General features: G+C 36.9%; 20 protein-coding genes. 8 read left to right on the forward strand and 12 right to left on the reverse strand.

Annotated features, from left to right (window positions below; all coding sequences use genetic code 11):
* Positions 1–170: 170 nt before the first annotated feature.
* Together lysS and rimO are read right to left on the reverse strand one after the other, a co-directional pair.
* A complete protein-coding gene (gene lysS / locus NEOC84_RS04325; protein ID WP_166155687.1) occupies positions 171–1,790 on the reverse strand; it encodes a lysine--tRNA ligase in 1,620 nt (539 codons plus the stop codon).
* 583 nt (positions 1,791–2,373) lie between these two features.
* Complete coding sequence (rimO, locus tag NEOC84_RS04330; protein WP_242678192.1) at positions 2,374–3,864, reverse strand: 30S ribosomal protein S12 methylthiotransferase RimO; 1,491 nt, start codon at positions 3,862–3,864, stop codon at positions 2,374–2,376.
* Positions 3,865–4,238: 374 nt separating this feature from the next.
* On the opposite strand from rimO, the gene NEOC84_RS04335 reads away from it, so the two are divergent.
* Positions 4,239–5,780: a hypothetical protein gene (locus NEOC84_RS04335; RefSeq protein ID WP_166155690.1), complete on the forward strand. Its 1,542-nt coding sequence runs from the start codon at positions 4,239–4,241 to the stop codon at positions 5,778–5,780.
* 89 nt (positions 5,781–5,869) lie between these two features.
* Here the strand turns inward: NEOC84_RS04335 and priA are convergent, their stop codons facing one another.
* From priA to NEOC84_RS04350, 3 genes are read right to left on the reverse strand one after another with little or no spacing between them, the layout of a single operon-like run.
* Positions 5,870–8,098 (reverse strand): primosomal protein N', encoded by a 2,229-nt coding sequence (gene priA, locus NEOC84_RS04340; RefSeq protein ID WP_166155693.1) that lies wholly within the window; start codon positions 8,096–8,098, stop codon positions 5,870–5,872.
* A 6-nt stretch (positions 8,099–8,104) separates the two neighbouring features.
* Positions 8,105–8,890: a hypothetical protein gene (locus NEOC84_RS04345; protein WP_166155696.1), complete on the reverse strand. Its 786-nt coding sequence runs from the start codon at positions 8,888–8,890 to the stop codon at positions 8,105–8,107.
* A gap of 1 nt (position 8,891) precedes the next feature.
* A complete protein-coding gene (locus NEOC84_RS04350) occupies positions 8,892–9,572 on the reverse strand; it encodes a hypothetical protein (RefSeq protein ID WP_166155699.1) in 681 nt (226 codons plus the stop codon).
* Between the two features lie 122 nt (positions 9,573–9,694).
* On the opposite strand from NEOC84_RS04350, the gene NEOC84_RS04355 reads away from it, so the two are divergent.
* The 4 genes from NEOC84_RS04355 to NEOC84_RS04370 all read left to right on the forward strand — a co-directional run bounded on the left by NEOC84_RS04355 (position 9,695) and on the right by NEOC84_RS04370 (position 12,976).
* Positions 9,695–10,234 (forward strand): flagellar biosynthetic protein FliO, encoded by a 540-nt coding sequence (locus tag NEOC84_RS04355; RefSeq protein ID WP_166155702.1) that lies wholly within the window; start codon positions 9,695–9,697, stop codon positions 10,232–10,234.
* Between the two features lie 461 nt (positions 10,235–10,695).
* The gene (locus tag NEOC84_RS04360) at positions 10,696–11,166 is read left to right on the forward strand and encodes a YbjN domain-containing protein (RefSeq protein WP_166155705.1); all 471 of its coding nucleotides are present in this window, start codon (positions 10,696–10,698) and stop codon (positions 11,164–11,166) included.
* Positions 11,167–11,447: 281 nt separating this feature from the next.
* Entirely contained in the window at positions 11,448–12,140 is a 693-nt protein-coding gene (locus NEOC84_RS04365) for a DUF3820 family protein (RefSeq protein WP_166155708.1), read from the forward strand.
* Positions 12,141–12,154: 14 nt separating this feature from the next.
* Positions 12,155–12,976 carry an SDR family oxidoreductase gene (locus NEOC84_RS04370; RefSeq protein WP_166155711.1) on the forward strand — a complete coding sequence of 274 codons (822 nt, stop codon included), beginning with the start codon at positions 12,155–12,157 and terminating at the stop codon, positions 12,974–12,976.
* Positions 12,977–13,082: 106 nt separating this feature from the next.
* On the opposite strand, the gene NEOC84_RS04375 is transcribed toward NEOC84_RS04370, so the two are convergent.
* Positions 13,083–15,011 (reverse strand): hypothetical protein, encoded by a 1,929-nt coding sequence (locus tag NEOC84_RS04375; protein ID WP_166155714.1) that lies wholly within the window; start codon positions 15,009–15,011, stop codon positions 13,083–13,085.
* A 749-nt stretch (positions 15,012–15,760) separates the two neighbouring features.
* On the opposite strand from NEOC84_RS04375, the gene NEOC84_RS04380 reads away from it, so the two are divergent.
* From NEOC84_RS04380 to NEOC84_RS04390, 3 genes are all read left to right on the forward strand, one after another.
* Positions 15,761–15,982: a hypothetical protein gene (locus tag NEOC84_RS04380; RefSeq protein ID WP_166155718.1), complete on the forward strand. Its 222-nt coding sequence runs from the start codon at positions 15,761–15,763 to the stop codon at positions 15,980–15,982.
* Positions 15,979–16,533 carry a hypothetical protein gene (locus tag NEOC84_RS04385; protein ID WP_166155721.1) on the forward strand — a complete coding sequence of 185 codons (555 nt, stop codon included), beginning with the start codon at positions 15,979–15,981 and terminating at the stop codon, positions 16,531–16,533. The genes NEOC84_RS04380 and NEOC84_RS04385 overlap by 4 nt, the downstream gene beginning before the upstream one ends.
* Positions 16,534–16,605: 72 nt before the next feature.
* Positions 16,606–17,112, forward strand: coding sequence for a hypothetical protein (locus NEOC84_RS04390; protein ID WP_166155724.1), 507 nt, complete (start codon positions 16,606–16,608; stop codon positions 17,110–17,112).
* Between the two features lie 310 nt (positions 17,113–17,422).
* Here the strand turns inward: NEOC84_RS04390 and queC are convergent, their stop codons facing one another.
* The 6 genes from queC to tyrS form a co-directional block, all read right to left on the reverse strand.
* On the reverse strand, positions 17,423–18,112 hold the full coding sequence (gene queC / locus NEOC84_RS04395) for a 7-cyano-7-deazaguanine synthase QueC (RefSeq protein WP_166155726.1): 690 nt from the start codon (positions 18,110–18,112) through the stop codon (positions 17,423–17,425).
* A 7-nt stretch (positions 18,113–18,119) separates the two neighbouring features.
* Positions 18,120–20,039, reverse strand: a complete 1,920-nt coding sequence (locus NEOC84_RS04400) for an ABC transporter transmembrane domain-containing protein (protein ID WP_166155729.1) — start codon at positions 20,037–20,039, stop codon at positions 18,120–18,122.
* Positions 20,040–20,228: 189 nt separating this feature from the next.
* Complete coding sequence (locus NEOC84_RS04405) at positions 20,229–21,188, reverse strand: acetyl-CoA carboxylase carboxyltransferase subunit alpha (protein WP_166155732.1); 960 nt, start codon at positions 21,186–21,188, stop codon at positions 20,229–20,231.
* A 76-nt stretch (positions 21,189–21,264) separates the two neighbouring features.
* Positions 21,265–22,350 (reverse strand): L,D-transpeptidase, encoded by a 1,086-nt coding sequence (locus NEOC84_RS04410; protein WP_166155735.1) that lies wholly within the window; start codon positions 22,348–22,350, stop codon positions 21,265–21,267.
* Between the two features lie 289 nt (positions 22,351–22,639).
* A complete protein-coding gene (locus tag NEOC84_RS04415; protein WP_197725083.1) occupies positions 22,640–22,957 on the reverse strand; it encodes an HU family DNA-binding protein in 318 nt (105 codons plus the stop codon).
* 232 nt (positions 22,958–23,189) lie between these two features.
* Positions 23,190–24,464 (reverse strand): tyrosine--tRNA ligase, encoded by a 1,275-nt coding sequence (tyrS, locus tag NEOC84_RS04420; RefSeq protein WP_166155738.1) that lies wholly within the window; start codon positions 24,462–24,464, stop codon positions 23,190–23,192.
* Positions 24,465–24,531: the final 67 nt, after the last annotated feature.

The following is a 24,531-nucleotide window of genomic DNA, read 5'->3' on the forward strand; positions in this document are numbered from 1 at the left end:
GAGGTCGGTTTAGAAGGTAGGACTTCTTCTTCCTTTACTTACAAATAGGGAGGCAGAGGTTTAGTAGGCAGAAGTGTAAACAAATATTTAGAGGAATATTAATATTCTAATGAATTACGAGAAGTGAGGCTACAATCTATTAAGTAGCTCACTTCTAAAAAGCAAAGAAATTATTCTTGTGGTTTCATCCAAGGGAAAAATAACACATCTCTTATAGAATGAGAGTGGGTCATCAACATAACAAGCCGATCTATGCCAATGCCTACACCCCCTGTAGGAGGCATTCCTTGGCAAATAGCTTCAATGAATTCTTCATCTAAAGGAGAAGCTTCTTCATCACCAGCCTCACGACGCTGGGACTGCTGTTCAAGCAAGCTTCTTTGTAACTCTGGATCATTAAGTTCGCTGTAAGCATTGCAGATCTCTTGCCCCAGCACAAAACTTTCAAAACGTTCCACCATACCATTTGCGCGTTCTGCAGCCTCACGATGTAATTTACATAAGGGGGTGGTTTCAATAGGGTGGTCGATGATGTGATGGGGCTGGATCAGATGAGGTTCAACATGTACAGCAAATAGCGCGGCGATAAGTAAACCTTTAGACATATTAGCAAGTTTTTTTGGATCTACGTGTCCACTCTCAAGTAGCATGCTCCTCATTTCCTTCTCTGAGAGCTTTTCAACATCTATGTGGGCATAATGAGAAAGACTTTCTTTCATTTTCATTCTTGGCCAGGGGGCTTTAAAATCAATGGTTATCTGTTCTTTTGAATCTGGCAGAGTAGCTACAACTTTTGTTGTTCCATGCAATTCTATAGCTAGCTTTTCAAATAGGTTCTCAACGAGGCTCATCATATCTTTATAGTCCCAATAAGCCGCATAAGCTTCTAGTAAAGTAAATTCAGGGTTGTGATTGCGATCGATCCCTTCATTGCGGAAAACCTTTCCTATTTCAAATACACGATCCATTCCCCCAATGATCAGTTTCTTAAGAGGGATTTCCAATGAGATGCGTAAAAACATCTCCTGCTCTAGGGCATTTAAAGTAGTAGTAAAGGGACGCGCTTCTGCCCCACCATATATACTTTGCAATACAGGGGTTTCAACTTCCATAAATTTATGACTTTCAAGATAGTTGCGAATAAAACGTAAAATCTTGCTGCGTATGCGAAAGGTTTCTTGCACTTCCATGTTGCTGATCAAATCCAGCCACCGTTTGCGATAGCGAAGCTCTTTGTCGGCAAGCCCTGCATATTTATCAGCTAAGGGTAAAAGTGTTTTACAAAGTAAAGTTGCTTTATGGACAAAGATAGTCAATTCACCTTTATTCGTATGGAAAAGAAATCCTTCAATGCCGAGGATATCACCCAAATCTATTTTTTTCTCAATAAGTTTATAGGCAGAAAGATGTTCAGCGCCATCTTCACTTAGTTCAGGATGATAGCCGGACAATTCAGTAAGGTCTCGATTAAACATGACTTGCAGACGTCCAGTTTCGTCTTGAATATGGGCAAAGGCATTTTTTCCCATTGCACGAAAAAGTACCAATCTTCCTGCTATACGCACAGAAGGTGTCTTAGCTGCCATGGCATCTTCACTATGTCCAATATTTGCATGCTGATATTGTTCAATAACAGCCTGAGTTGAGTGAGTTGGTGCATAATGATGAGGGTAGGGATCGATTCCAAGGCTTCTTAGCTCAGCGAGCTTACGCGAACGATTTTTAAACTCTTCGTGATGCTGATAAGTTGGAAGAGAAGAGGTTGTTATGTTATCTTGAGTAGGATTCATATTTTTTCAACGTTAGTTTATATTTTTATTGCTTAGTTATAAAAAAAGAAAGCTTGGCTTTTTATTTCATGGCTTTTTCTTTAAAGAGGGACTCGTGCATTTGGGACTGACAAGTAGGCAATATATCTATTACCCAATTAAAGATAAAGAGGCGAGTAAGATAAGCTGGTTTAAGTGTCTTTGCAGGCTGTAAGGGTTAATTATTGAACGCTTTTTTCTTCTCTTGCACTTTAGCTTTATTCATTCGCTTGCTTAAATAGTTTTTTGCTACAATTTTGTATTTATCTGGCAGTGAATGCATAGCTTTAGGCTTTGAAAGAATCTTAAGAGATTTCCCTTTAGCTTAACGATAGCAAGGTTATTTTCTTGCTATCGGCTCTAACACCTATAATAATAGGTCAGACCAGCTTTAGCTGAATAAGGAAAAGTCTTAATCACTTTTCCTAGGATTGTTTAAAGCTTTTCCTAATCATGCTTGCTTAATCTTTATCTTTTGAGTTCTTTTTAATCGACTGTCTTATCGTACTTGACACCGGCTAAAATTTATAATGCTAGCCTTAATAGCTTAATAGCTTGTAAATACCTATAGTACGCTTCCTATTAGATCATAGCCGGCAACTTCCGTGATCTCAACTAAATATAATTCTCCAAATGCTTTAACTTTGCGGCTATCATTGATAATAATTTGGCCATCAATTTCAGGACATTGACCATAGAAGCGACCCACCATTAACAAATTGGTTTCGGGATGATATCCTTCGACGATGACCTTCAACTTTTTTCCCACATACTTGCTATTAGCTTTTTTTAGTACTTTTTGCTGAATTTTCATTAATTTACGATAACGTCTTTCTTTTACCTCTTCCTCTATCTGATTAGGTAGATCAAAAGAGTAAGATCCTGGTTCGCGGGAATATTTGAAAATCCCAATATTATCGAGAGGATAATCTTGGATAAACTGAGCTAGCTCTTCAAATTGGTCTGCTGTTTCTCCCGGAAAGCCTACAATTAAGCTTGTACGGATGACGATATGAGGGATTTCATTACGCAGCTTGGTAATCGTTTTAATAATGTCTTCTTTTGAAGTTGCGCGGTGCATAGATTTTAACACCACATTATTGATATGCTGGATTGGCATGTCTAAATAAGGGCAGATGCGAGCATCACTTTTGATAAGAGCAATCAATTCATCGGTGATTTCATCGGGATAAAGGTAAAGTAAACGTAGCCAGAACTTTTTATCTATGGCTAGCATGGATTGTAATAAGTCGATTAAGGCTGCTTGATTTCTCGAACCCATATCTTTGCCATAATCTCCAAGATCTTGGGCAATAAGAATAATCTCATGCACCCCTTCATTAAGCAAAAAATTAAACTCTTTTAAAATCTGCTCTTTGCTTTTACTCTTGAGAGGTCCTTTGATGGTAGGAATGACACAATAAGCACAACGCTTTCGGCAGCCCTCCGCAATTTTAAGATAAGCGTAATGTTTAGGAGTGGATAATTGGCGAGGAATCTCCCCATTCTCCAAAAAGCTGCGTCCCTTGGAGACAAGTTTACCTTTTTGAGTAGCCTGGACAGCTTGCAATATACCTTGTACGTCCCCTGATCCTAGAAGATAATCGATCCCTGGGAATTGTTTTTCCATTTCCTCGTGATGAGTTTGTACCATGCAACCTGTGACCACTAGCTTGGCACTTTTTTTGCGCTGTTGTAAGGTATGCTTAACTGTATCCATGGATTCTTTACGAGAAACTTCCAAAAAGCCGCAAGTATTGATGACCAAATAATCTGCTTGGGATAATTCCTGGGTAACTTCATAGCCTGCTTTCAACAAAATACCTAGCATTACTTCACTATCGACCAAATTACGAGGACATCCAAGGCTAATAAAATGAATTTTATTTCCATCGTAGTCAAAATGAAAAGTTCCTTCCTGAGAGGCTAAATTATCAAATTTATCATTAGCTAAGAGGCTGTCAGGGGAAGAAGGGGTTGCACAACATGCTGCTGCATCGGAACAACACGATTTAAGAGCTAATGGTTTTTTGTCTTTGGGGATCATAGGTAGCATGAATAAAATTCTCCAGGAATAAATAAGGTTATAAAAACTATAAAGGTTAATTGAATATATTTAAATCCAAATTTGATACATGTAAAAATTATCTTTAAAATGATAGAGGATTAGGTAAGCTAAATAATAAGCCGAAGCCTTATTTATTTATTCCCTCAATTGAAACTAAAGATTGCTTTTTTAATTTATTTTCTATTATATTGCGACTAAGCACTTACTAGGATCAGATCGCTCTATCTGCCTTAATTATAAACATTTAATCTGCAAACTTCTATTTACCTGACATAAAAAAATGGGGCGTTTGATGGCAATACGAATGGATAAGCCACTTAAAATAGGCTATCTGGCTTATTTTATCCGGGAGTAAAATTTTTATGGATATATTTACTGTAGCCACCGCAGAAGATCATTACTCGATTAGCCGCCTTCATTTCACTCCTTTAAGCAGTAAGACGCATCGACTTAGTCAAAAGTTAATGAATTTTTATCTAGAGTCTCGCAGCATAAATCTTATTGCTTTAGGATCAATTACTTGTAGTGTGGCAACTAGCCTTTTAGCTTTAGCTGAAACTGTAGCCGCTTTGGCCTATACTATTTTTCTTACCTCTTTAAATTTCTTATCATTTTGCCGCCCTGAACTGTTGCAAAATCATACCGTGCAGGCATGGGGATTTTGTATCCAGAGTTTTTTAATGATTCAAAGTCCTTGTTTACTAATTTCTCAACTTGATAATTTAAGCAAATATGATAGGATAAGGCATGAGCATTTCCAAAAAATTAAGAGTGCCCAGATAGCTCAATCACTAAGAGCAGCTTTTGATTTTATGAGTGATGATTTCAAAATGATCGAAGATTTTTTACCTTCCGAAGCTTATAGTTTTGCAGTAGCTGTAGAAGCTTTACCAGACTTAATCAATAAGACTAAGAAATATATGCCTATTCTCCGCGATGTCGCGCGAAATGAATTTGATCCTCAAAAGCTTGCTGATATAGATCGCTTTGAATTTATAGAATTTTTGGAAGACAAGAATGGACTTATAAACCCGCAGCAGCATTTAAAACTGCTGGCTAACATACCGGAAGATAAGAATGAGCAAAAAGAACTCTTAGAATTAATTACCCTACAGCTGTGCAAGCATCAGCAATATGCTTCATTTTTATTTGCTAATCCTATCTTTACACTAGAACAAATGCTAGAGCTAAATTTCCGCCTTCCTATTCGATTAAAAGAAGGAGAGAATTTTTTAAAACATAAAAATTTAAAAAAAACAAACTATAACCTTGCTTATCAAACGCAGTTCCAGGAAGAGACTAATGATGAAATCTATCAAATTTTTAATTTTAATGAGATCCCTTCACCTTCTATAGAGAAAAGCGAAGCAGCTTACGAAAAAAACCTGGAAGTATATATAAAACATTCTATTAAATATGTCCTGTCTTTTGAAAGATATATTAACATTTTTGGTGTCGAGCAGGAGGGTAGCTATTCTAAAAAAGAAATAGTTAAGGCCTGCATTCAAGATTTAGAGGCGGTTATTCAAATTAATTTACTAGCTATATTGCTAGAGTTGATAGCTTTACAAAAATATAGATATAAATGCCCTAGCCAAGAGCGCCAGCAAATAATTGAGCGGGCATTAATAGACTATGAGGCCATTAAAGATAATAATAAGGCCAAAAATTTATTAATACGCATGATTCTGCAAGATAAGGAATTTGAGATCGAGAAAGATTCATTTGTCGATAAGTGTACGGGTATTCAATATGAAATCGATAGTATCACTAGGCAGCAAGTACAAAAAGTTTTTCGCAACATTACAGTACTTGCTGATCATCTCCATTATAGAAAAGATTTAAATGAGATTACGTTAAAAGCCTTAGCAGAGGTGGAAGGTTGTGGGAAAACTCAAGCCTAAAGGGAATGTTTTTTATCATCCGAATGCCTAGCTCTTTTCTTCTAAAGAACGCTATTTCTAAAAACTTTTTTAATATAGCTACTAAGGTTTTAAAAGAATGTAGAGATAGGATTTACATCTACTCGCATTTTTACTGCCTGCAGAGAGGGATGGGTATGACGGAAATTTTCTAAGACTCGATTTAAAGCATAAACATTCGTGCAACAAATAAGAAATTGATAACGATAATGCCCTTTAACTTTTGCATATCCGGCAGGAATAATTTCATGCCATTTACAAATTTCATTTGAATGATCCATAAGCCATGAGCGTGTATAATGAGCATAATCAAAGGCTTTTTTTTGGTCAGGGCCAGAAAAGGTAATTTTAATTAGATTAGAAAAAGGGGGGTAGTTAAAAGCTTGCCTTGCATTTAGTTCTTCTTCAAAAAATTTTTCATAATCGTTAGCTGCCGCTAAACTAATCGTTGAATTATCGGGTAAGCTTGTTTGTAGAATCACTTCACCTGCTATTTGACCTCGCCCTGCTCGCCCAGAAACTTGTGTAATTAATTGGAAAACTGTCTCTGAAGCACGAAAATCGGGGAGATTAAGGGTAGAATCACAATTTAATATTCCTACAAGGGTAACGGAAGGAAAGTGAAGACCTTTAGCTATCATTTGGGTGCCGATCAATACGTCCGCTTTGCCACTGCTAAAAGTTTTTAAAAGCTTCTGATGGCTACCTTTATGCTTGGTAGTATCTGCATCCATGCGTACTGTACGAATGCCAGGGAATAAAGCATGTAAATTTTTTTCAATCAGTTCAGTCCCTACCCCTTTATATTTCATGGGATGATCATGATGGCAATTAGGGCACTGCTTGGGAGGAGGAGTGAGTGTATAGCCACATAGATGGCAAGCTAAAGCGTTGTCACCTAAATGAAAAGTCATGGTGACATCGCAATGTTCACATTTGACTGCTTGCCGGCATTGTTGGCAGAGTAGGGTAGTATGGTAACCACGGCGGTTAAGAAATAAGATGGTTTGCTCGCCTTGTTCAAAGCGCTGCTTTATTCCCCCGATGAGCTTTTCTGAAAAATTTGTATATCCTTTAGCTTTTTCAAATTCTTTTGCCATGTCAACAATATGCATGCGAGGCATATTTGCTGTAGCAGCCCGTGTGGTAAGTTTGCTTAAAGTATATTTGCTAATCGAGGCATTATAGTAGCTTTCTAAGCTTGGCGTTGCACTCCCCAGAATGACTGTGCTATTACTCATTTTTCCTCGCATGACCGCTACATCGCGGGCATTGTAGCAAGGTTGTTCCTCAGATTGCTTATAGGATTGCTCATGTTCTTCATCTACGATAATAAGTCCTAAATTAGGAACTGGACTAAAGATGGCTGAGCGAGCTCCAATCACAATAGAGGATTCGCCCCGGCGAATTTTGTGCCATTCATCAAAGCGTTCTCCTTGGCTTAATTGATGATGAAGAATGGCAATTTTGTGATCAAAACGACTGCGAAAGCGTTCGATAGTTTGGGCTGTTAAAGAGATTTCCGGAACTAACATGATTGTTCCTTTGTTCTGCATTAAAGCTTGCTCTATCGCCTGTAAATAAATTTCAGTTTTACCACTTCCTGTGACCCCGAAAATTAGGTGGGTTTCAAATTGATTTTTGCTAAGGCTGTGCTTTACTTTTTCAAAAGCTTGAGATTGTTCTGCATTAAGCTGTTTAGCTTTGGTCTTAAAATATTCTTCATCGATAAGGGGCGAACGATCAATCCGCACAATATCCATCTGTAAATAATTTTTATTAATAAGCGTATCTACAGAGCTACGAGAACATTTTGATATTTCCAGCAGTTCACTGAGTAAAATTCCTTTTTTTACTTGAAGCATTATATCAATGACTTCAGCTTGCGCGGGAAATCTTTTACGTATTTTTTCGCAATAAATTTTTAATTCCTCACGCGTTTTTTTACGTAGGACATAAAATTGCTGCTTATGCTGGATATCCTTGCGTACACTGGAAGGAAGCAAGATTTTGAAAACTTGGTGGAGAGGGGTGCAATAATATTTGGCTAGCCATAAAGCAAGTTCAAATAAAGGGGGAGTGATAAGCTCTCCGTCAGATAAAATTTTAGCTATGGGCTTTACGGAAGGAAAAGTGGCCTGGCTTTGTACCTTTAGGATATATCCTTTTTGAAATTGGCGGCGTAAGGGTACTTCAACACGTACACCTGGTTTAGCGTGCAAAGTAAACTCAGGGGGAATGCTATATTCCAAAGGCTTGTCAAGGGCACTATCGAGGATAACCGAGGCATATTGCGACATTCTAACCTACTTGGAAAGTTGCAAAGAAATAGAATTCCAGAGCTCGACTTTGCGGTGAGGCTCTTGAAGATATATATCTAAAGGGGCAAGCTCAATTATACAAGTTTTTTGGCTGGAGTCTAAGCAATTTTTCTCTATAATTTTTACAGCAACACCATAAACTATCTGAATAGCTTTACGTAGGTTAGCTAAGAATAAGACGTGGCGAGGCTCGGAAGATGCGTTTTTTAAAACTAATAATAGACAAGCTTGCGGGCCGTTTTTCCACATTTGTCTAACATTTTTCGCAGCTTCATCGTTTGGAATCTCCGTTAAAATCATTTGCTCGGGAAAGCGCTCGGCAAAAATTTTATGAAAATCTGAAAAATCTGAAGGGGGGAGAGCAGGTGCTAAAAATTCCAAATTAATAGCTTTAGGCACAAATCCTGCGCTGTCTGGCGAGGAGGAAGAAAGAGCTTGCTCGCTTGCCAAGTTGCTTTTACTATTGGCAGATAACACTTCAAGCGTATCTTTTGGATGTTTTTCATGGGTAACTACTGTAGAAGCATGGGTAACTACTGTAGAAGAGAGAGGAGCTGCAACTACAGATGAATCTTCCACCTTAGATGCTTCCGAAAATTGAGGCGGTAATACCTTTTTAATGGTTTGAGGTAAGCAAGAAGCTGCAAATAGGCGATAATCCATATAGCTAGAGCGGCTAACTTCTAAGAATGTCTTCGAAGGAAATTCTTGGATAAGGTAGCTTTGCATTTGCGCTATTAGGGCTAAATATTCACTTTTTAAAGACGCCATTTTATTTTTTTTGTTGAAGTTCTTTCGCAGCTTCTAAAACTTGAGGCAGAAGATGATAATAGCCTCGCTTACTGTACTGTTTAATTATATATTTTTCTGCTGTTTTTAACCCTTGTGGAAACATTTTTGCAAAAACTCTTTTCACAAACGGTGCTTTGTAGACTTCATCCACAATTTGATGATTCTCTAATAGAAAAAACAGTATGGTTTCATCATCTTCAAATTGCAAGAATAATTTAGCAATTAAGCGTCCTATCTTATTAAAAATAGTTTGAATTTTTGGAATGAAGGGAGATACCAGTTCAGATAAGGGAGAGGCTGGTGATAAAGGCTTGTTTTCAACAATTTTCCAAACTTGATAGCAGAGTGAATAAGCTTTTTGGGCATGTAAATTTAATGTTTGCGCGGGATGCTTTTTGTCCTCATCATTAAGGTTAAAAGTTTGGCAACTACTCTGCAGCTGCTGGAGTAGGCCTTTATCCGCATAGCCAAAAAAGGAGGGAAAAAGATTTTTATCCTGATAGCCTAGTAGCCTAATGAGTGCTATGTTAGCGGCCTCATAGTTGTTGTTCTGAACTGCCATCTCAAAGCCTTTAAATGCTTGACAAGCTGCTAGGTATTCACTAACCATGAATTGAAATACAAGGCTATTGTTGTTTTGAAGGTGATAAGGGGATCGCATACCTGACTTGCTCTTTAAAGATCTGAGCTTATCAAAAAACTCACAAAAGGCAATAAGAAAATGCGCAAAAATATATTGAAATGCTAGAATTGCGCTTATTAATTTCTAACCCATCAGATCTTATGAAAAAAAATTTTCTTTGTTTTGTCATTGTTTGCATGACCTACATGCTTTGTAAGCAAGGGTATAGTGAGCAAGCTCTTGATCATCAAAAACCTCTCACCCACTTTTCTCCTGCCCTTGAAGAAGGTCTCTCGGAAGGTTTTCAAGCTCCTACTCATTCTACCCATCCTACTTCAAAAATTGAATTTCCTCCACAAATGGACGATAATGAAGGAGCTCGATTTTTTCATGAGCTTGTCAATATGTTAACCACGTTGGGATTAATTGTGGCAGTAGTTTTAATAGCTTCCTGGATCGTTAAAAAGCTGCTCAGAGGGAAAATTCATCAATTGAACGCTAGCAGTTTAATTAAAGTAATCGACTATCGCTCGTTAAGCCCGAAAACAGCCATTTATCTTTTAAAAATAAAAGGAAAAGAAATTATCTTAGCTGAATCTGTTAATGGAGTTACCCATGTAGGGGGATTTGAAAGTAATGAATTGGAGGAAAGTCTACCTTTATCATTTAAAGAGAAGATAGAGAGCAAAAATATTTTATGATGAGTCACACAAGCTTTAGCTTAATTTGTTTCCTTGGAAAAAGACCAAAAAACAAGAAATAAAAACTTACTTTTTTAATTTCAACTACTTTACTGTGTCTTGATGTCATTGAAAACTTATTTTCTCCCACTCTAACAATTAAGTTTATATTTTACTGCCGAGAAAGAGGTTTACACAAAAGGCAGAGGTAAAATGCAAAAAATAAGGCTTTCGATTTCCTAAATATTAGCGAATAGGATAGTATTGTTGAATTTACAAATGACTGAAGAAGGGGAGATATGCAAAACAGACAAATTTTTATTTTCTCAATGTTCTATCTAATTTGTACTTGCTTTCTTTGTGCTTGTTATCGCTTGCCAAGAGAAGATGAATACTCTGTTGTTCCTTCTACTAATAATCCTGAGATTATTAGAGAAAAGCAACCAAATAATTTTACGCCCAATGTAGGTTTTTAAAAGTTTATGATTCCCCTCACTATTGATAGTCTTTACGAATACCTAATTAATAAATCTGTAGATGTAAAACATCAGCCAGAGACCAAGCAAATATATACTCTTTTTAAAGTGCAAAATGAAGCTTTTCCTCTTTTTATCGGCTTATTAAATGATGAGGAACTTCTTCAATTATTCGCTCCTATTCCTATCGCTCTTGAGAGTCAAACGATTAGTGAAGTTGCACGTGTTTTACATTTATTCAATAAAGAAATCGATGTTCCTGGTTTCGGTTTAGATGAACGAGCTAAAATCGTTTTTTACCGGACCATCTTACCGGCTAGCGATAAAAAGGTAGCAGGGGAAATCCTTAGTAATTATATTCATACTATTCCTCTTGTGATAGAAACATTTTTTCCTATAATCGCCGCTGTGGTCGCTGGTAAAGCTCGCTTTATAGATGTAGTCAAACAAGGGGAAGCTGCTAAAATAAGAAAATAAAAAATGTATAAAAGTATTTAAAGGTGGATATAAGTACTTGTTCTCAACCGAAGTAAACTCTTAGCTTCAACTGCTCTAATCTTTTTATTTAAGTGGTGCTAAGCTCGGTATTTTTTTAAAAAGAGCCGAAGGCTCTATTTTCCTTCTCTTAAAACATGTTAAGCTAATTACCATGATCAGTTGATATAATATCTTTAAATTTTTCAAAATGGAAAGTAGTTAAGAAAAATATAGAAAGATTTTAAGGTAAAATAATAACGTTAAAAGGATACTGCCTCATTATGCCAAGACGTGCTATTTTTTATGACACTGAAACGACAGGTATTAAAGCTGATAGGGATCGTATTATCGAGATTGCAGCTTTTGATCCTGTAAATAATATTTCTTTTGAGAAGCTGATTAATCCAGGATGCCCTATTCCTGCTGAAGCTACTGCAGTTCACAATATTACGGATGAGATGGTTGCCGAATGCGCCAGCTTTGCACAGGTGGGGCAAGAGTTTATAGACTTTTGTGAAGGCGATGTCATTTTGATTGCCCATAATAATGATGCTTTTGATCTTCATTTTCTTCGTCAAGAGTTTGGGCGTCATCAAATTCATATGCCCGCATGGTCATTTCTAGATTCTTTAAAATGGGCAAGACGTTATCGTCCCGATCTTCCTAAACATACTTTACAATTTTTAAGAGAAATTTATCAAATAGAAGCAAACAAAGCCCACCGAGCCCTTGATGATGTTATTGTCTTGCATCAAGTCTTCTCTTTAATGACGGATGATTTAGATATGGAAACCATCTTTAAATTAATTAATAAACCTCGCGAACTTCATCATATGCCTTTCGGTAAGCATCAAGGGGTTCCATTGAAAGATGTACCGCGTGATTATATTAAATGGCTTGCTAGCTCAGGAGCTTTTGATAAAGCCGAAAATACAGAATTAAAAAATTGCTTTGAAAAACTTGGCTACCTTTAACCATTTGTATATGTATGAAGATTTGTATCATAGGATGTGGCTATGTAGGAAGATCGGCAGCTATAAAATGGAAAAAGGAGGGACATGAGATTACCGTAACCACACGTTGCTTAAAAAAAGCGTCGGAATTAAGAAAGTGGATAGATCATGTTTATATTTTGGATGGGGATTGGCAAAAATTGCTAGAAAAACAAGATGTTGTTATCTTGGCTGTAGCTCCTGATAGCCCTGCAGATTATAAGTTAACTTATCTATGTACAGCTGAGAAGCTAGTGAAGGCTCTTAAAAATACGCATGTCTCTCATGTGATCTATACAGGCAGCTCTTCGGTTTATGGTGAGCAAGGAGGGTTATGGGTAGATGAAGAGACTAAACCTCAACCTACTCAAACAAATAGCAAAATTTTATTGTCTACCGAAGAAATACTATTTCAAGCCACTACTTCCTACCGCCAAATATGTGTATTCCGTTTAGGAGAGATTTATGGGCCAGGACGTTCAATCGTAGAGCGCGTTAAACGTATGTTAGGCACTGCTTGCGCAGGTACAGGGGATAATTTTACTAATCTTATCTATCTTGATGAGATTGTTTCCGCTATGACTTATGCCAAGCAAAATAAGCTAGCAGGAATCTATAACCTTTGCGATGATTTTCATATTCCTCGTAAAGAGCTGTATAAGAAGATTAGTAAATTCTATGGCTGGCCTGATATACAATGGAATCCTTCATTGCAAAGTTCTTTCCATGGGAATAAAAGAGTTTCTAATAGAAAGATAAAGGCGGCAGGCTGGCAAATCAACAAGGAAAATAGTGGTTTGCGCAGCATTCTTCTTTAAAAGTGTGTTTTTGAGCGCTTAACGATAAATGAGGAGAAAGGAGAGAAAGCCAAACAAAAGTAAGGAGGCGTTTTTAGAGCTGAAAGTAAGCGTATTAAAATTCTTATTAATCAATGATATCAGCGTCTACCATTTTCTGAATAAGTTCTTTAACTTCTTTTTCTGTATAAATACCATTAGCACATTTTTGTCCTACTATTTTCATCCCTCTTAATAAAGCTTGTTCGAAGTTGTGGACGTTGTAATAACGATTAAATTTTTTATCTTTGAAAATCTTATGATGCTTAGGCCCTTCAGGCTTGTTCCAAACTTTATCTATCTTTATTCCATGATCTTTAGCATATTCCCTGGCTTGTAAATCTTCAAAGATTTCAACAAGCTTTTCAATATTTTTTTCCTTACTGAGATGTGGATTAATTTTCATTATTTCTGCCAGCGGTTCTTTCCCTATGCATTCGCTTTGTGATTCCGAGGCTACCCAATTATCGCACAGATATGTATAGCGAGCTTCTAAGCAATAATTATAGGAGGAGAATGCTTGGTTGAAGAATTCCTTTAAACGATCATTAGCCTTGGCTTTTTGATAAGTGGTGAAAAATAGTTTTGCAGAAGTTTTAATTAAAAACTTTATGGTCTCTTTAGACTGTTCGGTATGTAAGTAGACGCCTGTTAGATCGTAGATATAGGTTCCAGAATCATAAAAAGAATGTTTAAGATAATAATCCCACAGCTGGAAGCGTTTAGAGTAGATCTTGAAGAATCCGTGAATGGTTTGTTTGATATGATCATAAGCTCTTAGGTTGCCGGTATCATGAATGTGATCGAGGTCTTTTAGCATTTCTAGATAGAGGGCATTTAGCTTATTTGATACCAGGATCTTTTCCTGGGGAGGGGGAGCAATTGCTGTAGGTTTATTATTAGCAATTATAGGTAAAAAATTAAGAGGTTTAGCAATCGGATTAAAGAAGTTAATATGATTAAAATTAGGCCTGTTTAAAAGAGGTTTAAGAGGAATATTGGGGTTTACTTGCCCTTCCCAAATATTTAATAAGCCGGCTAAATATTTTTCCAATTTTATCATTTTTTCGTAAGTCATTTTCTTTTTTATATTATTCTTGCCATATTTTTTGCCTATAAACTGTTCTCTCCTTAAATAATCGTTAAATTTTGCGCGGCTGGCAAAATCCACGTAAAAATTATTTTCCTTACGATTGCTTGTGGTATGCATTTCCACTTCTTTAATAAACTTTTCAAATGTTTTCCATATAAGCTCCTCTTTTCCCCTTAATTTTTTTTCTTTCTTCGCTTTAAAAGCATGAAGACGGTTCAATTTTGTTTGAAAATTTTTATCTTTTTCGTTAAATGCTTTTTTAAAGAAAAGATCAGTTATTCCCTTCCGGTGAGCATAACAATATTTTTTATAAAGAATCTGGGGAGCCTTTGAGATGGCTTCAATTGTCTTAGCATTGAGAGGTTGTTTATCAAGCTTAAGGCCCGTTTTATCATAGATCAAACGGCGTATTGTATGTGGGGGTTCTCCTTGCAAAAATATCTTATTAATAGGGGAAAAACAGGCAGATAGTAAGCAAAAAGATTCGATGCTTTTTAAAATTTTATAAGTTTGCAATTCATTTTCATTAGCGTCTAATTCAGCTTTTATGTGGATAAACTTCTCTAACAAATTGGGTTCAATTTTCATATAGGTATAAAAAGTGTCTTCCAGTGTGTTTTCTAATCTACTAAGACTTATTCTCAGATGACACAGATTAGCAATCTTTTTTAAAAGGATGTAAAACCACCTACATAAAGGATGCATGGTATCACAAGGCTTAGTAGGAAGAGCATCTAAACGTTTAAGTAAATATTTAAGCTGATGGCTTTGTTGAAGGGTAAGTGTGCCTTTCGTAGGGTTTTGCAAGGTAGCACAACATATTAAAAGTAGCTTGCGTTCTTGCTGAGTTAAGCTTTTTTTTTGATTATGATCGCAATAGTTTCTTGCTTTATAAACAGCTCTGTAAGCTTCATTAATTTTCATTGTTTACTCCCTTTTTTAAGGGTAATTGTTCTCTTAATTTAAATAAATATTAATAAATTTTAGGAGAGCATCTCTGTAAATTTAGGATTACAAAATAGATGGCAAAATTTTTATCGCCTATTTATTTATAAACTAATTATTTTAATAAATTTAAAAGTTTATAAAATTTATTCAAAAAATTGAACCTTTTTTTTATGATTTTAAGGGGGACAATAGATAAAAGCTATATATAAATGCGAGGAATAATAAAATAAGTTCCAAAAAGTCTACCCATGCAGATTACCTTCCCAAACATCCTTTAACCTATGCAAAATTTGGCTATCTAACAAGTTTAAACCTAATCAAGAGAAGTTTCAGATTTTAAGAGTTTAATTAAAAATGCGCTTTTTTTGAACTTAGCTGGAGTCATTTAAAAGCATGGTAAATAGGTGTGTCCAATAGAGGAAGAATAGGATTGTTAATTTAAAAACATCTAGAAGCTAACGAGGATTATAAGGGTATTTGATAAGCAAGGTAAACAATAATCCTACTATAAAACATCCTTTTTCCTCATTAAAGAGTGCAAATTTCGCCCTTTTTTGCTTTCCCTTCTATTTTCTCAAGCTGCTTGCTGCCTCATCCAAAAAGCATGCTGCCGAATAAAAGTCAGTATGGCCGTATTTAAATTAATACGGCCATACTTCTTGAAAAATGGCCGTATTTAATTTAACATCCTTCTAAGTTACGAAAACAGGGCAAAGTTAAAGACAATGAAAAACACTCAAGATAAAAAGCTGGCCCTACTCCAGCAGTTAAGCCAAGAGGTAGAACCTATTAGCTTACCTCTTTTGCTTGAAAAACTAGGCAGCGGTTATGCCGAGCGAAGTGTACGAAGATGGTTGGCGGAGATGATAAGTGAAGGGCTGCTGGAACGAATTGGGCAAAAACGAGGAACAAAATACTATGCTATACAGCTTGCTAAACGAGAATGAGCAAAGCAAGTAGTTGCTTTGGAACAGCTAGCACAAAAGCCATTCAACAAGTGAGACGTCCTCTTTATGAACGCACACCGCTGGCCTACAATGATCAATGGTTTGAGGCTTATCAGCCAAATATTACTTTTTACCTTTCCTTAGATGATAGAAGGCAATTACAAAAAGCAGGACAACGCTCTAAACAGGAAGACCCGGCAGGTACTTATGCTCATCAAATTTTTATTCGCTTACTTATCGATTTTTCCTATAACTCCTCCAGGTTGGAAGGTAACACCTATTCCTTGCTGGATACTCAACGCCTAGTCCTGGAAGGGACGAGCGTGGAAGGCAAGCTGGATGAAGAAAAAATTATGATCCTTAATCATAAAGAAGCTATCCGTTATATGGTAGACAATGCTCCCAGGTTAGAGGCGACGGAGCAGACTATCTGTACTTTGCATTACCTTCTTTCAGACGGATTAGTAGAGGCCCGGTATGCCGGAAAAATCAGAGATCATGGAGTTCGCCTAGGTGGGTCCACCTATATTCCTTTTGAAGATAAAAAGTAGCTGCACGTACGCCTTAATCGCCTTATTGAAAAAGCAGCGGTAATTATAAATCCTTTTGAGCAAAGCCTATTTTTGCTGGTTCATCTAACCTATTTGCAAGGATTTTCTGATGTAAATAAACGCACGGCGCGGCTTAGCGCAAATATTCCGTTAATCAAAAGTAATTTTGTTCCTTTATCCTTTAATGATGTAGGAAGAGAGGATTATCCCTCCGCGGTAATTGCGATCTACGAACTACAAGATATTCGTCCGCTCCTGGATTTATATATGTTCTCATATATGCGAACCTGCTCCATGTATGATTCAACGGTGAAAGCCTTAGGATTTGATGAAATACGGGTACGTTATCGACAGCAAAGACGTGCTCTTATCCGCGCTGTTATCCTTAATCAACTCACCAACGAAGAGTTGCAAAAATACATTTTTTCTCAATCTTTAAAATTGCTCAATAAAGAAGAGCAAGCTTTTTTCATAGAAGATGTGATGGAAGATCTTAAAGAAATAGATCAAAGCCGGCTTGCAGGGCTTGGAATCACACCAGAGCAGCTAAAGGCTTGGCAGAATTTATCTAAATCTTGAAAATTACGCCAATGTTATAAAGATAAAAGCTCATATCTTCTCAACGGATATGAATCTTATTAAGTGTAAGCCTAGCCCTTGGAAGATCTCTTTAGCGCTAATCTTGCTGATCTATATAGTCCTCATAAGAAAATGCTCATTCAATTGATAAAGGTTATGCTGTTTAAAGGAAAAAATTTCACGCTTTGGAGGAGGAAAGAATAAAGCGTTAACTTAAAGGAGCCTACTTAGTGAAGCTGAAGTAAAGCACAAAGTCCCTGATTGAGGTTAAGCAGCCTCCTCCCATTAAAATTTTTTAATTGGCTGTGATTTAAGATTTAACATTTAATAAAACACTCGGATTAGCTTCTTTAAACTCTTGCAGGCCTTGATTACGGAGCCTACAAGCAGGGCATTGTTGGCAGCCTGCTTTGGAAATCCCTTCATAGCAGGTAATCGTGGTATTTAAGAGGTATTCAAGGATACCTAATCGATAAGCTATTTCCAAGGTTTCCTTTTTAGTCATAGATACTAAAGGAGTTAAAATTTTAAAGTGCGGATTGGCTAGGTCTATACGCAAAATTTTCTGCTTAAGGTCAAAATATTCTCGAGAACAATCTCGATAGCCTGAATAGTTACCTTCCACGCCGATCACCCCTAAATAGATAGAGGAAGCTCCAAGATAATCCGCATAAATGGCTCCCAGGCGTGCCATTAATCCATTTCGGCCTACTACTAACGTATTGGGAGTAGTTGGCGGATCTTTTTCGATGGCTATCGCTTGGTTAATTAGCGCATTGGCGGTAATTTGACTTAAGCAGCTTAAGTTAAGAGTGGCATGCTCGACATTCCAATCTTTGCAAATTTTTTCGGCTTGTATAATTTCAGAAGCATGCCGTTGGCCGTAGCAAAAAGAGAGGCTAGTCACTGCGTCTTTTCCAAGCTCTTGTATGGCAAGCGCTAAACAGATAGAAGAATCCATACCCCCTGAATGAATAACAACTGCCTTCTTTTTTCTCATTTCCCCCTTAGGATGTTTGGTTGGCATGATACATATGCTCCCACATTTTTTTAAAGCCAGGGCAATTTTGTAGCAATTCCTCTTTAGTACCTTCGGCTAGTTTTTCTCCTTTTTCTAGATAGATAATCTTATCAGCGTCTTCAATGGTAGAGAGACGATGAGCAATAATGATTTGAGTGACTTGCCCTCGTAGTTGATGAATTGCATTTTTAATATGTATTTCACTAATAGCATCTAAAGCGGAGGTGGCCTCGTCCATAATAAGGATAGGAGCATTTTTAGCTAAAGCCCGCGCTATAGCTAGGCGTTGTTGCTGGCCGCCTGATAAATTTTTTCCTGTTTCAGCTAATTCTGTGTCATACCCATTAGGTAATTGAAGGATAAATTCTTCAGCGTAAGCTTTTTTAGCGGCATTTTCAATTTGCTGGATAGATAAGTTTTTTCCATAAGAAATATTTTCAGCTACTGTATCAAGGAAAAGAAAGGGTTTTTGAGGAACGAAAGCAATCTGTTCTCTTAGGGATTTCTGAGTAAAAGTTGTGATTGGCTTATTGTTAATACGTATTGTTCCTTGCTGAATGTTATACAAACGAGGAAGAAGATGAACAATAGTAGATTTACCTGCTCCGGTAGGCCCTACAATGGCTACTGTGGTGCCTTTTTCTACTTTGAAACTTAATCCTTTTAAAACCCAATCCTGATCATAGCGAAACCACACATTGTCAAATTCAATAGAATCTTCAAATGTAGCCATCGTTTCTGCCCCATCGACATCCCGGATGCAGGGAACTAGCTCTAGCACTTCGCACATCCGTTCAGCAGCGGCGATTCCGCGTTGAATATGGCTGTTTTCTTCAGCAAATTTTTTAATGGGCTCATAAAATATATATAACAAGCCACAATAAAATAGCACTTCAGGTATGCTCATATGGAGCACATACAAACCATACATAAGAGCAGTCGCTAAGAAAAACATTCCGATGGTATGGATAATTGGGCGAGAAGCAAGATCATAACATGCACTTTTTTTTTCAAGTGCAGCCATTTTTTGATTTTGATCTTTGTATTTTTTTAAGGAAAATTCCTCCATTCCAAACAGCTTTACAGTTTGAATACCAGCTAGAAAATCAATTATAACGGAAGCAAAGCGTTCTTGATTTTGTTGGATTTGCCTTGAAATGCGTTTAACACGTTTGGCTAGAAAAATAATAGGAAATACAATCAGAGGAAAGCCAATGAATATAATCAAAGATAGTTTCCAGGAGGTGAGAAAGCACATAAAGAGGGTAGTTAATACAGTAAAAGGCGTTTGAAGGTAGTTAACAAGGCAAGCATTGATAGCTTCAGCGATGGTTGAGGAATCACTCACTACACGTGCGGACAAGCTGCCAATATGATGATCATGGTAAAATTTTAATGGTAGAGTTTGAATATGTTCAAAATATTGCTGGCGCAATTTACTACTAACCCGAATAGCTAAGACTCGTGTCGAGAAGCGATGAGCAAACAGTGTAAGGGCTTTAAAAAAAGCAACAAATACTAAAAATAAAGCAAGGCTAGATAGATTTTCTTTAATAGGCAATATACGATTGATGCGGCGGGTAGCTTCTTCCAGAAGATTTTTATTTTTAAGCTTAGCCATAAAATGGTCGATCTCAGCAGAGGTAATATAGCCTTTATGATTGCTATCTAGCTGAGCGAAGCGTTGATGCAGCTCTACCGCGCTTATTTTATCAACTTTTTGCAAAGAACCCTCTTTTAAGGGAGCAAAAAGCTCAAATACGTCTGGCCCTTTCTTAGTGATTATTCCTAAAGCTAATATTTCTAATTGCGAGGCCACCGTGAGTAATAACATAGCTAATATAATAAATACTATGAGGGTAGCATGCACATATTTATCAAAAGAAATTTTAAAAATTTTTATCATGTTAATATTAAACCTAAAATCCAAGTTGTTATATTAGGGCTACATGCGATATAAAGTGAAAAACGAGAAGAGATTAAAGGTTATAAATTAAGGAGTCTTTTCTTATTGTTAAATAATGAGCCCATAAAAATAATTCTCTTTCTTTCCTATGATTCTATCTTTTTATCAGAGGTGTAGGTTGAGGCTAGTTTAGCTGTTAGCATGGCTAGTGAACTGGCCCATTTTGCGAAATTTAAGATAACGCTGTTCAAGCAAAATGTCTTTGGGAATGTGACGAAGTGTTTGCCATTGCTCTAGAATGAATTGCTGCATATTCATATAAGCTTTTTGCGGATCGTGATGCGCTCCTCCTAAAGGCTCATTGATGATGGCATCAATAATATTTAAAGGCAGCATATCTTCAGCATTCAATTTAAGAATGCTAGCAGCTTCTGTATTTTTCTTGGCATCTTTCCATAAAATGGAAGCACACGCTTCTGGAGAAATTACCGAATAATAAGCATGTTCCATCATGCCTACTACGTCGCCTACTCCCATGCCTAATGCGCCTCCTGAACAACCTTCGCCTATGATAGTGACAATGATAGGCGTATTTATACGTGCCATGGTGCGTATATTTAAAGCGATTGCCCATCCTTGTCCTCTTTCCTCCGCTTCTAAGCCAGCATAAGCGCCAGGTGTGTCTAAAAATGTTACGATAGGAAGGTTAAATTTTTCAGCTAGTTGCATAAGCCTTAAAGCTTTTCTAAAGCCCTCGGGGTTTAACATCCCAAAATTCCTGCGGACTCTACTTTCCGTATCGCAGCCTTTTTCCTGGCCCATCACCATACATTTCATCGGGCCGATTTTAGCTAATCCCCCTATAATCGAGGGATCATCTCCGTAGGTGCGGTCTCCACAAAGTTCATAAAAATTCTGACAAATATTTTTAATATAGTCGCTAGATTGAGGGCGGGAAGGGTGGCGGCAGATCTGAACGCGCTGCCAGGGAGTTAGCTCGGAATATATTTTTTCTTTAAGCTTTTCTAGTTTCTGCTCAAGTTTTTTAATTTCTGTATTAAAGATTGGATTATCATTATTTTGCTTTTTAAGATGCTCTATAGTTTTAACATATTCTTGAATTTGTCTTTCGTGGGGTAAAATGTCCAAACAGTCGCTCCCTAGTTAAAGGATTTTTTTCAAATTTATTCGAACAAAGTATAGAAAAAAGAAACTTAATTTGACACTACTTGTTGGCAATCTCAATGATCGTTTCAATGCTATTTTCGGCCTTAAAAAAATCCTTTGTAAGTTCAAGAGTGGTAGGACGAGAAATAATGATAGAATAAAGTTCTTCTATATCTTCAGCAGCCATACGGATACAGCCATCGCTTTCATATTTACTTAGACTATTTGTATCTTCCATCAGTGTGCCATTTTTTACTAGCCATGGCATGCCATGGATGCCCAAGCCTTTAGCTGGTGCTGTTGTTCCGTGAAGTTCTTTTTCAAAAGGAATCCAGCGTGTCCCAAATATGCGTATCATTTCTACTTTGGCGCCTTGATGGATTCCCATTATCTTAGGGCTATAGACTGCTACTCGCGAACCTAAAGAATATATTCCGAGAGGAGTCAATAAACCGGAACGTGTGGAAGGATCCAAACGTCCTAATCCTACTTTATAGGTTTTCACTAATACTTTTTCCTTAGCATTTATATCATAATAGTAGAACCACATCTGGCAGCGCGATAAGTCAATCAAAAGATGGAAATGAATCATTTTGTGAGGGTGTAAAATGTTGAAGCGTGCACCTTCATTTACATCTTGCTTAAGATAATCAGGCTTTCCATTGAGACTACGAGCGATAAAATGACGCGAGGTTTTATAGTGATTTGCATAATCTGATAGCCAAGCAGGTCTGCCTTTTTGCCAATTGACGCGGCTCTTATAAGTGATGGTCTCTACAATAGGAAATTTTGGACTAGTGGTATTAAAAAATTCCATCACCCTGTTTTCTTCAGGAAGCTGGGCTTTAAATTCTAATACCTTTTCAGGAGAGTTAAACGGGTCATTAGAATCTTTATCAGAAAATTCTCCATCCTTAGCTTTTAGAGAGGGGGCTGGAAGAGGAGAGGATGATGTTTGAGAAAGAGAGGAAAGGGCAGAGCTGGAAAAAGAATCACTATTTATCTCAATTTCAATGGGAGGAGGAGAAGAGACGGGCTCACTAATAAAGTCTGAGTGAGGAGGCTTATTTTTGAATAAAGCTGCCACACCAATGATGCTAAATAAAATAATTGCCGAAATGATTAATAATTTGGGTAAGGTCATGATAATGACTGCCTTTGCTTAATTGTAGGTAGATTATAATATAGCAAAGCGCAATTTGGCCACTAAAACTTCTTAAGGTAGCTAAAAAGATAAACTCTATATTCCAAAAGATTATTTCATCTGCTAGATAAAGCAATGAAAGTCTTAGGATTTTTATACACTGACAAAGAAGCTGGAAAACAGATGCTTAGCTATTTATATTCTAAAAGCTTACAATAAGTGGATAAGGATGGAATTAAGGATGTACAATCCTCTATTCCTTATCCTATATCCTTAAACGATTGGATGATTAGATAGAACGAGGCCGTTCAATTAGCTTACGCATTTTCTTACCGGGAGTAAACTTAACGGCATTGCGTGCAGGAATAACGATAGGTTCCTCAGCTTTTTTAGGATTACGACCAATTTTTTGTTTCCGTTCGACCACTTCAAAGACACCAAAATCACGGAATTCAAGGCGATCCCCATCCGAGAGGCATTCAGTCATTTTATCTAGAAAAGATTGTATGACATGGCGTACATCATTAGGATGAATCCCTTTGTCTTGCGAAATCGAATTGATCAATTTCTTTTTTGTCATAGTACTTTTCTTGGTCATAGTTGTCATAATTTTAGAACTCCTTAATTGAATATGCGATGAGTTTATGGGCTAATTTTTTGTATTTACTTTATTACTAGCAAGCTTTTTTATTTTTTCTAGCCTTGCTTTCTTGGAAAAATTGTAGAACGCAGCTAAAAATATTTAAACCTTATGATAATCAATCAACTTTTCGTTTCAAGAAGATTCTTTACTTTAGGCATTATATTTTTGGGAATAGGGCTATTCGTCTAGAAAAATGTTAATTTTCAATACTTATTAATATCTTATTCTTTTTACCAACGGCTAACAACAGCAGGCGATTTGCTATTAAATCATCAGGTCGTATAATGTAGTGCTCATCTTCCACTTTATTGTTATTTAAATATATTCCTCCATTTCGAGCCAAGCGTCTTGCTTCACTTTTACTAGGCAGGAGTCCTACTTGGCATATCAGTTCAAGCAATTTAGCATTGACGACCGTATTATTTTTAAGGATACGGGACGGCATATTTTGCGCCATTAATTCAAGTGCTGGAGCATCCAAATTAGCTTTGGCTCCCGGAGCTGCTGCTTCGGTAACTCCTAAAGCTATTTTAAAGTTTTCCTCTCCATGCACGATACGCGTTACTTCTTTAGCTAGGCGTTTTTGAGCCGTATTGGGTACGTAATCGGGTTGCTGCATTTGCTCTTGATATTTTCTGATTTCATCCATATCCATAAAGGTCAGCATGCGCATCATTTTAATGACATCGGCATCAGAAACACGTACTAAATATTGATAAAACTCATAAGGAGAAAGCTTATCCGCTGAAAGCCATATAGCTCCCTTTTCAGATTTTCCAAATTTTTGTCCATCACTGCGGGTTAATAGAGGAAAGGTTAAACCATAAGAGGATTGACCAACTGCCTTTCGAATGAGCTCTGTTCCTGCTGTAATATTGCCCCATTGGTCACTTCCACCTATTTGAACTTTTACCCCATAATTCTGAAATAAATGAAGAAAATCATAGCCTTGCAAGACTTGATAGGCAAATTCTGTAAAGCTCATGCCTTCTTCGGAAGTCATACGTCCTTTAACAGAATCTTTAGAAAGCATAGGACCCATTCTAAAATACTTGCCAACCTGGCGCAAGAAACTTACAAGCGAAAAATTTTTGAACCAATCATAATTGTTTAAAAAAACCGTTGCATTAGGACGACCATGCGCCTCAAGGATTTTTTCAAAATTTTTATGAATGCCAATAAGGTTTTTTAGTAATGTCTCTTCATCTAAGATTTGCCGCTCAGAAATTTTACCTGAAGGATCGCCAATCATGCCTGTTGCCCCTCCTAATATAACGAAAGGAGTGTGCCCAAAACGTTGAAACCAGGCAAGCCCCATCATGCAGATCAGGTGGCCCAAATGCAAGCTATCGGCAGTAGGATCAAATCCACAATAAACTTTTGTAGGCTGTGCTAATATATCTTTCAGCTCATCACTTGTGCAAGCTTCAATAAAGCCACGTTCGGCTAGAGTTTCTATTAAGCTGGGCATGTAAGTCCTTAAAAAGGGTAAGAATGGATGCTATTTTGAATTTTAAGTATTTTTCTGTCAATGAACT

It is taken from the genome of Neochlamydia sp. AcF84 (assembly GCF_011087585.1).
Lineage (GTDB): Bacteria > Chlamydiota > Chlamydiia > Chlamydiales > Parachlamydiaceae > Neochlamydia.